The following is an 11,341-nucleotide window of genomic DNA, read 5'->3' as shown; positions in this document are numbered from 1 at the left end:
AATGGGAAACTCCTAGCCTTCATCGGCCTTAAAGGACGGGCAAACAACAGAATCCCAAGCGATTTTTATAGGATAGTTTCATTCCGGAGGAGATTTGTAACAGAGCCCGACTTGAGTCGGGCCGTAAGTGCATCTAAAAAAGCGAGGGCCTCAGCGCCTGTTTCCTCCCGGGAAGAACAGATCCAGGAGGAAACAGGCGCTGAAGCCCACTCGCTTCAGTGTTGATTGAAAAGACTCTTAGGCGACCATTCCCCGAGCCGAGGGGTTGGGGCGCACACGGTACTTCTCGGTGGTGATCGAGAGCGTGCGTTCCAGGCGCTTCAGGGTGCGGATCTCAGCCGGAGCGGCAAAGGTGGAAGCCACGCCGCGGGCCGATGCGCGGCCGGTACGGCCTACGCGGTGCACAAAGTCTTCAGCTTCCTTGGGCAGATCGAAGTTGACCACATGGGCTACGTCAGCCACGTCAATGCCACGGGCCACCACATCGGTGGCCACCAGCACGCGGTGACGGCCTTCGGCAAAGCCACGCAATGCCGAGCTGCGCTGCGCCTGAGTGCGGTCGCCGTGGATCGGCGCTGCCGAGAAGCCTGAGTTGGTCAGCTTCTTGGCCACGCGGTCGGCTCCGTGCTTGGTGCGCACAAATACCATGAAGCTGCCCGGATGTGTGGTGAGCAGATGCTCAAGCAGCTCCTGCTTCTTGTCGGTGGGAACTTCGAAGCTCTGCAGTTTTACATTCGCGGAAGGCTTCAGCTCGGACGAGCCAATCTCCACACGCACTGGATCCTGCAGGTACATGCTGGCCACGTCGCGAATGGCGGGGCTGAGCGTGGCCGAGTAGCACATAGTCTGGCGGTTGGCGGGCAGCAGCGAGGCGATGCGCTGAATGGACGGCTTAAAGCCCATGTCGAGCATGCGGTCCACTTCGTCGAGCACCATCATCTGCACGCCGCTCAGGTTCACGAGCTTGCGCTGCAGATAGTCTTCCAGGCGTCCGGGAGTGGCAAAAATCACGCGTGCTCCACGGCGAATCGCGGAGAGCTGCGGGCCTTCCGGTAGGCCGCCGCAAACCAGCGCGGCGCTTTCCTGGCCCTGGGTCAGGGTGCGCCAGTTGGCCAACACCTGCATGGCCAGCTCGCGGGTGGGCAGCATGACCAACGCGATGGCGCCCTTGCTGTTGGTTGCCTGCTCGGTACGCTCGATCAGCGGAATCAGATAGCTGAGCGTTTTGCCGGTGCCGGTCTGCGCGGTAACCAGCACATCACGGCCTTCAAGCGCGGGTTGAACGGCTTCAGTCTGTACGGGCGTGGGGTAAATAAAATTGGCTTCGAGCAGTCGCTGCTTCATTGCGGGCGACAGGGGCATTTCAGAAAAGATCTTCAATTCATTCCTAGGCAGCATTCACGGCGCAGCAATCCATCATTCCAGTTCTTCCATGGAATTGCCCGCAAGAACGCAGTTATTTGGCCCTTCGTTGCACGTCAACAAGCGCAAAAACGCGCAAAAGACCATTCTATTGTATGCAGTAAACCTGGGATTACTTCAGAATCGTCGCTTCAGGGTTTGCCACATCTCGCGTCTTCGACTGATCTGGCGCACACGCGCTGCAGTCTGGTCCGGTCAATCGCACGCTGCGTTCTCACGAGCAGACACTGCGAAGCCTTGACTACGATGGACCATTACGCTGAGGGGCCTGGAAAGCTTACGTGGCGGACAACCTTGAAGAAAGGCGGGAACGGCTCACGGCCAAACAACTGAGCGTGAGTCCATGATAGCAGAATTTGGGCTTTGGAGCGAATGCCCCCACCCCTGCGCGCTCTTCGCGGTAAGGATGAGGGCATGCGTAAAAAAAGGAAATTCTAAAAATCTTCGCCGAAGCTTACTTCGCCGGGCACCGAAACCTGATAGGCCGAGACGCGGCGCTCGAAGAAGTTGGTCAGCTCCTGCACGTCCTGCAATTCCATGAACGGGAAGGGGTTCGAGCAGTGGAAGGCAGGCGCAATGCCCAGCCGCTCCAGCCGTGCGTCGGCCACAAAGCCAAGATACTGACGCATCTCCTTGGCCGACAAACCAGCCACGCCGCCCGACAGCAGATCTTCGCTGAACTGGGCCTCGGCGTCGATGGCTTCGGTGAGCATCTCCACAATCTGCCGCTCCAGATCCGCATCCCACAGATCCGGTTCCTGCTCCCGCACAATGCGTACGACTTCATAGGCAAAATCGATGTGGCAGCTCTCGTCGCGAAAGACCCAGTTGGTGCCCGCGGCCAGTCCGTGCAGCAGTCCCTTGGAGCGGAAGAAGTACACATAAGCAAACGCGCCAAAGAAGAACAGTCCCTCGATGCAGGTGGCAAAGCAGATCAGGTTCAGCAGGAACTGACGACGGTGCTCGCGCGTTTCAATGCGATCCATCTGGTGGATCGTGTCGATCCACTTCATGCAAAAATCAGCCTTCTTGGCAATCGACGGAATGTTCTCCACCGCGGCGAAGGCGTCGGCGCGCTCGTCGGGGGCGGGAATGTAGTTGTCGAGCAGCGTCAGATAGAACTGCACATGTACGGACTCTTCGAAGAGCTGGCGCGAAAGGTAAAGCCGCGCCTCGGGCGAGTTGATGTGCTTGTACAGATTCAGTACCAGGTTGTTGGACACGATGCTGTCGCCGGTAGCGAAAAACGCCACCAGACGCTGGATCAGATGCACCTCGGCCGGACTCAGCGTCTGCTTCAGGTCGACAAGATCGGTCTGGAAATCAATCTCGTCTACAGTCCAGGTGTTCTTGATGCCGTCACGGTACATGTCATAGAAGACCGGATAGCGCATGGGGCGCAGCGTCAGGCAGAGGCCGGGATCAAGGATGCGGTCAGGCACTTCAACCGAGGAGGAATTCAGCAGCGATTTTTCATTCATGATTTTTTCTTTCTCTATTTCAAGCGTGGTTGATCTGGCAAATCCATACCAATGCTGATCGGGTGCCCCACCCTCGCCACGTCTTTGTGGCTAGGGTGGGGAAGCACGACGCAAATCTTTTGGGCCGGATCAAGCGGGAAAATGTCTTACTGGCACGACTCGCAGGATTCCGGATTTTCAAGCGAGCAGGCAATGGCGGCCGTCGCGCTCACCGGTGTCTGATTCGCACGGCCCGTGCTGGCAATCGTCGTTTTGGCAATGCGCGTAGCGGGGCGCGAACGCAGATAGTAGGTCGTCTTCAGCCCCTTCTTCCACGCATACATGTACATTGATGAGAGCTTGCCGATGTTGGGCGACTCGCTGAAGAGGTTGAGCGACTGCGACTGATCGATGTAGGCGTTGCGGGCCGCGGCCATATCCACCAGCGCACGCATCGGCGTCTCCCACACCGTGCGGTAAAGCACGCGCAGCTCTTCGGGCAGCTCTTCCACGCCTTGCACGGAACCTTCAGCAGCCTTCAACTTGTTGCGCATCGCGTCGTTCCACAGGTTCAGCCGCTTCAGCTCTTCCACCAGATAGCGGTTCACCTGCAAGAACTCGCCCGAGAGCGTTTCGCGTTTGAAGAGGTTGGAAATCTGCGGCTCAATGCACTCATAGCAGCCCACAATCGAGGCAATCGTAGCCGTGGGTGCAATGGCGATCAGCAGCGAGTTGCGTACGCCGCTCTTGGCAATGCGCTGGCGCAGTTCTTCCCAACGCGCAGTATTGGCAGGCTTCACATTCCACAAATCAAACTGGAAATGACCGTCCGCCAGACGGGTTTCAGCAAAGTTTTCGTGTGCGCCAAACTCTTCGGCCAGTGTGCAACTGGCGTTGAGCGCGGAGTAGTAGATCTCTTCCTGAATGCGCGTCGAAAGATTCAGCGCTTCCTCTGTGTCAAAGGGAATGTGGAGCTGGAAGAAGACGTCCTGCAGGCCCATCACGCCCAGTCCCACCGGACGCCAGCTGGCATTGGAGCGGGCTGCGGCTTCAATCGGATAGAAGTTGATGTCAATCACCCGGTCGAGCATGGGAATCGCCGTGGCCACCGTGGCCGCCAACTTCTCAAAGTTGAAGCGCAGCGTGCCGTCTGCCGCGCGTTCCACGTGGCGTGCCAGATTGATTGAGCCCAGATTGCAGACCGCCGTCTGATCCTGCGAGCTGACCTCGGTGATCTCGGTGCACAGGTTCGACAGATGCACTACGTTGCCCGGTTTGCCCGTCTGGTTGCACTTCAGGTTGGTTGCATCCTTGAAGGTCATCCAGCCGTTGCCGGTTTCGGCGAGCGTACGCATCATGCGCGCATACAGGTCACGCGCCTTCACCTGCTCCTTGAAGAGTCCCTCGGCTTCGGCTTTTTCATAGGCGGCATCGAAGGGCTTGCCATAGAGGTCAGGCAGCTCGGGCACATCCTTCGGATCGAAGAGCGACCAGATGCCATCGGCCTCCACGCGGCGCATGAACAGATCGGGAATCCAGTTGGCCAGATTCAGATTGTGGGTGCGGCGGGCCACATCGCCGGTGTTGTCGCGCAGTTCCAGAAACTGCATGACGTCAGCATGCCACGGCTCCAGATAGACGCAGCAGGCACCCTTGCGCTTGCCACCCTGATTCACTGCGGCCACCGAGCTATCGAGCGTGCGCAGCCACGGCACAATGCCATTCGACAGGCCATTGGTGCCACGAATCAGCGAACCCTGCGAACGCACGCGATGAAAGGCCAGTCCAATGCCGCCGGAAAACTTCGACATCATGGCCACATCTTTGTATGTGTCGTAGATGCTTTCGAGCGAATCTTCCGGCGAGTCATGCAGGTAGCAGGAGGACATCTGCGCATGGCGGGTGCCGGAGTTGAACAGCGTCGGCGACGACGGCATGTAGTCCAGCGACGAGATCAGACGATAAAAATCGATGGCCTCATGCGGCGTGTGCGCCAGTCCGCAGGCCACGCGCAGGAAGAAGTGTTGCGGCGACTCAATTACCTTGCGCGACTCAGGATCACGCAGCAGATAGCGGTCGTAGACCGTGCGCAGGCCAAAGTACTCGAAGCGGTCGGAGTTGTCGTCGGCAATCGCGTCGTTCAGCTTGCGGGTGTGAATCCGCACGAACTCCGCGGCCGCATCGCTGATCAGGCCCTGTTTGTAGCCGTGCTCGATGGACTGCGAGAACGAGTAGATGTTGAACGAGGAAACTTCCTTGACGATGGTGGCCAGCAGTAAACGTGCGGCTAGACGCGAGTACTGCGGCTCTTCGGCGATCAGCGCCGCGGCCGTGTCGATCGAAATCGAGTCCAGTTCACGCGTGGTTGCGCCGTCGTACAGGCCGCCAATGGTCTTCGACGCCACGCGGATCACGTCCACATGCGGAAGTCCGTAGGCCGAGCGCTGCACGGCGCGCACGATCTTGTTTACATCGACAGGTTCCAGTACGCCATTTCGCTTGCGTATGTGCATCGTGGGTGTTTCATCCCGGTCGGGGAAGCCAGGTAGTACAGGCGCGTAGCCGGTGGGCGACTCAATGGTGGCCATGAGAAAACTCTCCTTGGCCTCCCGGAAAGACGAGGCAATGTGCTTCCCCTGAAGGGGATATGCAGCCATTGCATCTCGCCTCCCCTCGGAGGCTGTGCATTTGTTCTCGGGGCAGGTCTTCGGACTCTGCAGGTTCAAACCGGAAGGCCATAGCGGTTCTCCAATTGCTGTACACCGAAGCTTCTGCCGCTGAGGGGCTTTTTCCTCAAGAAAAAGCTACCTTGCACAGTCTCACAAGGGCTACACCTATTGGAGAACCGCTCTAAACTTCCCGGACCCATGGTCCAGTGTTTTTGCTGGCCCTCGTACCTGCTTACCGCTGCGGGGCAGTTCCGGATTCACGCCGGATTCCCATCTTCGCCCCAGCCGTAGCCTGGGGAACCACCGAGCTTCTCTACTATATCTAGTGCTATTGGTGTTTTCAATGTGTATATGTAGCGTGCGCTGTGCAAATGTGAAAATCGCACAGAAATGGTCCAAAAAGCTGCGATTTTCCCGGAATTTCCTGCCATGGTGATACGATAAAATAATACGTGTTATTGAATTTATGGTTCTCTGGTCCCGGAATCCGGACCAGAGAACCATAAAGGTTTTTGTTTCAATGAGTCAAAGACTACTTCAGGCGGGCTCGTAGTTCAGGTTCGGCGCCAGCCAGCGCTCGGTTTCTTCAAGCGTCCAGTTCTTGCGCTGATGGTAGGCCTCGATCTGATCGCGCTCGATTTTGCCCACATTGAAGTATTGCGTCTGCGGATGCGCAAAGTAGAGGCCGCTCACGCTGGAGCCCGGCCACATCGCATAGGACTCGGTCAGCAGCATGCCGGTATTCTTCTCCACATCCAGCAGCTTCCAGATGGCCGCCTTCTCAGTGTGGTCGGGGCAGGCCGGATAGCCCGGCGCAGGACGAATGCCACGATACTCGCCGGCAAACAACTGTGCGTCGGTGAGTTTTTCCTCGTTGCCATAGCCCCAGTCGCGCCGCGCCCGTGCATGCAGGCATTCGGCAAAGGCCTCGGCCAGACGGTCGGCCAGCGCTTCGGCCATGATGGCGTGATAGTCGTCGTTCTCAGCGCGATAGCGGTCGCAGATTGCCTTCAAACCATGACCGCTGGTAACGGCAAACATGCCGATGCTGTCGCTGAGTCCGGTCTCGCGGGGCGCGATAAAGTCCACCAGCGAACGGCAGGCCTGACTGCCTTCGCGGTTGGCCTGCTGACGCAGAAAGTGCAGTTTTTCTACTACTGTGGAGCGCGTTGCGTCGGCGTAGAGTTCCACATCTTCGCCCACGGCGTTGGCCGCGAAGAAGCCATAGACGCCGCGTGCGGTCAGCAGTTTTTGGGCGATGATCTCATCCAGGAGCGTCTGTGCGTCGGCAAAGATCTGCTGCGCCTGCGGTCCATATTTTTCGTTCTCAAGAATCGCGGGATAGAGCCCCTTCAGACCCCAGGTGTGGAAGAGCGGCGTCCAGTCAATGTACTTGCGCAGTTCATCGAGCGGAAAGCCGTCGAGCACCTGTGCGCCGGTGAAGGCGGGGGTGGCCAGCTCTTCCGCGCGCCAGTCGATGGGCGTGCGTCGTGCGCAGGCTTCGGCAAAGGAAATCGTGCTTTGCTTGGGGTTGGTGAAGTTTTGCCGAATGGATTCGTATTCGGCAAAATGCTTCTTGATGTATGCCGCCCGGCCATCTTCGCTCAGCAGGCTGGTGGCCACCGGAACGGCGCGGCTGGCGTCCAGCACGTGCACCACGGGCTGGCTGTAGTGCGGTGCAATCTTGATGGCTGTATGCGCGCGGCTGGTGGTTGCGCCGCCCAGTATCAGCGGAATCCTGAAGCCCTGCCGCTCCATCTCGCGGGCCACATGCACCATCTCGTCGAGCGAGGGCGTAATCAGGCCGCTCAGGCCGATGATGTCGGCCTTGATCTCTTTGGCGCGTTCCAGAATCTTTTCGCACGGCACCATCACGCCCATGTCGATCACTTCGTAGTTGTTGCAACTGAGCACCACGCCTACGATGTTCTTGCCAATGTCGTGCACGTCGCCCTTGACGGTGGCCAGCAGAATCTTGCCTTGCGCCTGCACCGCCTCACCGGCGGCAGCGGCAGCGGCTTTTTCCGCTTCCATGGTGGGCGTCAGAAAGGCCACGGCCTTCTTCATCACGCGGGCTGACTTGACCACCTGGGGCAAAAACATTTTGCCCGCGCCGAAGAGGTCGCCCACCACGCTCATGCCTGCCATCAGCGGGCCTTCAATCACGTCGATGGGGCGGCCCAGCTGCTTGAGAGCCTCTTCCGTGTCTTCGTCAATGTAGGCATCAATGCCCTTGACCAGCGCATGGCTCAGGCGCGCTTCCACGGTGCCGTTGCGCCACTCCTCGGTCTTTTTCTCGGCCTTTTCCGTGCTGCCCGTGCCGGCTGACTTGAGTGTTTCGCCAAACTCCACCAGACGTTCGGTGGCATCGGGGCGGCGATTCAGCAACACATCTTCCACCAGCGTGCGCAGCTCGGGGTCAACCTCTTCGTAGACCTCCAGCATGCCGGCGTTCACAATGCCCATGTCCATGCCGGCGGCGATCGTGTGATAGAGGAAGGCCGAGTGCATGGCCTCGCGTACCTTGTTGTTGCCGCGGAAGCTGAAGGAGATGTTGGAGACGCCGCCGCTCACCTTGGCGTGAGGCAGATTCTGCTTGATCCAGCGGGTGGCGCGGATGAAGTCGACCGCGTAGTTGTTGTGCTCCTCCATGCCGGTGGCAACAGTAAGCACGTTGGGGTCGAAGATGATGTCTTCAGGGGGAAAGCCGATTTCGTCAACGAGGATGTGATAGGCGCGCTCGCAGATGCGGATGCGGTCTTCATAGCCCGAGGCCTGACCCTGCTCGTCAAAGGCCATGACGACCACCGCTGCGCCATAGGCGAGTACGGTGTGTGCATGTTCGCGGAACTTCTCTTCGCCCTCCTTCAGTGAGATCGAGTTGACGATGCCCTTGCCCTGCAGGCACTTCAAACCAGCCTCGATCACCTCCCACTTGGAGGAGTCCACCATGAAGGGCACCTTGGCCACTTCAGGTTCGCTGGCCAGCAACTGCAGGAAGCGCGTCATGGCGGCCACGCCGTCAATCATGCCTTCGTCCATGCAGATGTCGATGACATTGGCGCCGTTCTCTACCTGCTGACGGGCCACGCTTACCGCTTCATCGTAGTTGCCTTCCTTGATGAGTCGGGCAAACTTGGGCGAACCGGCGACGTTGGTGCGCTCGCCAATCATCAGGTAGGAGCCGATCTGCTGGGTGAAGGGCTGCGAGCCGCTCAGCCGTAGTGGGCGCGGTGCTTCATCGGCGGTGCTGGGCATAGCCACCTGTGAACGGCCGCGTGTGGGCTGGTGTTCGAGTGCGTGCGCAATGGCGGCAATGTGCTCCGGCGTATTACCGCAGCAGCCGCCGGCAATGTTGATCAGTCCACCCTTGGCAAAGTGCGCCAGATGATGCGCCATGTCGGCTGGCGTAAAGTCAAAGCCCGTCGGCGAGAGCGGATTGGGCAGGCCCGCGTTGGGGTAGGCGGAGATGGCCGCGTTCGACTTCTGCGAGAGCTCTTCAAGGAAGGGATACATCAGGTCCGGTCCCAGAGAACAGTTCAGGCCGATGCTGAGCGGATGAATGTGCTCGACTGCATTCCACAGCGCCTCGACCGTCTGCGCCGAGATCATCGTCTCGCCACCACGTCCCACGGCCGCTGAAATCATCACCGGCAGCTCCTTGCCGTCGGCGTCGAAGACCTCGCGAATGGCCACCAGCGCGGCCTTGGCGTTGAGCGAGTCGAAGATGGTTTCCACCAGCAGCAGATCCACGCCGCCCGCCATCAGCGAACGCACCTGCTCGGTGTAAACGCGCTTGACCTGATCGAAGGTGACTACGCGGAAGCCCGGATCGTCGGCGTCGGGCGAGTTCGAAAGCGAGACGGTGAGCGGGCCAATCGCTCCGGCTACAAAGCGCTGCCGGCCCGTGGCGTTGGCCACCAAGTCGGCGCTGGCACGGCACTGTTGCGCGCTCTGGAAGTTGATTTCGTGCGCCAGTTCGATCAGCTGCGGCATTTCAATCACGCCCTGATAGAACTCGGGATTCTTGCGCCCGCCGTGCTCACGCGGGTCTTCCACGAAGAACTCACTCTGCGCAATCGAGGTCGCGCCAAAGGTGTTGGTCTCGATGATGTCGGCCCCGGCTTCCAGAAAGCGCCGGTGAATGTCGCAGATCATTCCGGATTGCGTCAGGGAGAACAGGTCGCCGTTGTTGAGCAGATCCTTGTCGGCATGGGCAAAGCGTGTGCCGCGAATGTCGGCTTCCTTCATCCCGTAGGTGCGGATGGTCGTGCCCATCGCGCCATCGATGATGGCGATGCGTTCGGCAAGAATTTTCTGCAAGGGATGAAGCGGTTTCTGCGTCATGGGTTCCTTTGTGAGCCTGAGGGAATCGGGGCGGAATGGCCTTCTTCCATGATAACGGCTGGGGCAAGCGTGGGCGGCAGGGATGGGAGAGTCGTCGGGTGCTTGTCCCGGAAAAGAAAAACGCGCATTCGCTTGGAATGCGCGTTTTTCTTCTGTTTTTGGCCGTGCTATTTAAAAAGGTTCAGGTCGATTGCTTCGCCCATCGCCTTGTAGCCGGCATCGCCGGGGTGCAGATGATCGCCCGAATCGTAGGCCGGGTTGAAGTGCGGCGGGGTCTGGCCGTCGCCAGTCGCCTTTTCAAAGTCGATGACCGCATCGAAGACGCCGCTCGTGCGAATCCACTGATTCACAGCCGCGCGCATCTGTTCGCCCTTGCCGCTCGAATAGCCTGCGCCCACGTAAGGGGTGAGCGTTGCGCCGTAGACCTTGATGCCGTGCGCATGGGCGCGTTCCACCATCTGGCTCAGGGCAAACTTCAGCTGATCGGCGGTGATCTCATCTTCCGGTGCGCTCAGGTGCAGGGTGTGGCCAATGTCGTTGATGCTTTCCAGGATGATCAGGTACTTGACGCCGTCCTGCGCCAGCACGTCGCGATCAAAGCGTGCCAGTGCGCTCGGCCCCGCGCCCTCGTTCAGCACGCGGTTGCCGCTGATGCCCTCGTCGAGCACGCTCACGTGCTCCAGACCCTTGGTCTGCTGCAGGCGTTCGGCCAGTACATTCGGCCAGCGGCGGTTGGCGTCGTTGGTGGAACGTGCGCCGTCGGTGATCGAATCGCCAAAGGTGACGATGGCCCGCGCATCGGCTGTTGCCGGTACGTCCACGCCGCTGATCAGGTACCACGAGCTGCTTTTGGAGGCTTCGCTCAGCGTCTCAGCCGCCGTCTGGTTGCCCGGCACGGAGTAGTTGGTTTGCACGGCCAGCGCATGATAGGTGGCCGTATGCATCGGCTGCACCGGAACGAAGAGGCTGATGGCCAGATTGCTGAGTGCCGGAGCCGTGAGGGCCACGGGATCGCTGGTAACCACTGCGCCCGGAGCTAGCTGGATGCTGGCCGCGCCGCCAAAGGTCAGCTTGCGGTCCGTGCCCGGCTGAATAGCCGCGCCGCCCGCGCTCAGCGCTACATGCGCCTCTTCAATGGTCAGTGGTTCGGTGCCGTACTCGTTGGTAAAGCGTACGCGCACCTTGTCGCCGCCTTGCGAGAGGTGCACAATCTCGCGCTCGGTGGCATTGGTCAGTGACTTTGCGCCCTGGTTGGGCATGGCAGAAGCTGCCCACGTGCCCACCCATCCACTCTGTGCGCTCCCGGCCACAGCTGTTGAAAGAACCAAAACAGAAAAGCCCTGCAGTAAACTTTTAAACATTGTTTCCTCTCGCAGTATTTCCAGAATTGATCGACATCAAATTTAAACGCTTTGGGTGCCCCACCCGCAAGGCGTTTAAATT

At 59.4% G+C, this 11,341-nt stretch carries 5 protein-coding genes and 1 riboswitch; all 5 genes read right to left on the bottom strand.

Annotation, left to right across the window (positions count from 1 at the left end; translation table 11 throughout):
- Positions 1-237: 237 nt before the first annotated feature.
- The 5 genes from ACOBR2_RS13455 to ACOBR2_RS13435 all read right to left on the bottom strand — a co-directional run bounded on the left by ACOBR2_RS13455 (position 238) and on the right by ACOBR2_RS13435 (position 11,259).
- Positions 238-1,380, bottom strand: a complete 1,143-nt coding sequence (locus ACOBR2_RS13455) for a DEAD/DEAH box helicase (RefSeq protein WP_420236629.1) — start codon at positions 1,378-1,380, stop codon at positions 238-240.
- 476 nt (positions 1,381-1,856) lie between these two features.
- Positions 1,857-2,903: a ribonucleotide-diphosphate reductase subunit beta gene (locus ACOBR2_RS13450; RefSeq protein WP_420236628.1), complete on the bottom strand. Its 1,047-nt coding sequence runs from the start codon at positions 2,901-2,903 to the stop codon at positions 1,857-1,859.
- Positions 2,904-3,049: 146 nt separating this feature from the next.
- Positions 3,050-5,539 (bottom strand): ribonucleoside-diphosphate reductase subunit alpha, encoded by a 2,490-nt coding sequence (locus ACOBR2_RS13445; RefSeq protein ID WP_420236627.1) that lies wholly within the window; start codon positions 5,537-5,539, stop codon positions 3,050-3,052.
- A gap of 23 nt (positions 5,540-5,562) precedes the next feature.
- Positions 5,563-5,871, bottom strand: a riboswitch (cobalamin riboswitch).
- 217 nt (positions 5,872-6,088) lie between these two features.
- The gene (gene metH / locus ACOBR2_RS13440; protein ID WP_420236626.1) at positions 6,089-9,898 is read right to left on the bottom strand and encodes a methionine synthase; all 3,810 of its coding nucleotides are present in this window, start codon (positions 9,896-9,898) and stop codon (positions 6,089-6,091) included.
- A 167-nt stretch (positions 9,899-10,065) separates the two neighbouring features.
- Positions 10,066-11,259 carry an SGNH/GDSL hydrolase family protein gene (locus tag ACOBR2_RS13435; protein ID WP_420236625.1) on the bottom strand — a complete coding sequence of 398 codons (1,194 nt, stop codon included), beginning with the start codon at positions 11,257-11,259 and terminating at the stop codon, positions 10,066-10,068.
- Positions 11,260-11,341: the final 82 nt, after the last annotated feature.

It is taken from the genome of Telmatobacter bradus (assembly GCF_048629425.1).
GTDB lineage: Bacteria > Acidobacteriota > Terriglobia > Terriglobales > Acidobacteriaceae > Telmatobacter > Telmatobacter bradus.
This window is presented reverse-complemented; position numbering and strand designations above follow the sequence as displayed.

Bases quoted from the DNA above. Each gene is read 5' to 3' on its own strand.
- ACOBR2_RS13450 (WP_420236628.1), bottom strand. From the start codon at position 2,903: ATGAATGAAAAATCGCTGCTGAATTCCTCCTCGGTTGAAGTGCCTGAC.
- ACOBR2_RS13445 (WP_420236627.1), bottom strand. From the start codon at position 5,539: ATGGCTGCATATCCCCTTCAGGGGAAGCACATTGCCTCGTCTTTCCGG.
- metH (WP_420236626.1), bottom strand. From the start codon at position 9,898: ATGACGCAGAAACCGCTTCATCCCTTGCAGAAAATTCTTGCCGAACGC.
- ACOBR2_RS13435 (WP_420236625.1), bottom strand. From the start codon at position 11,259: ATGTTTAAAAGTTTACTGCAGGGCTTTTCTGTTTTGGTTCTTTCAACA.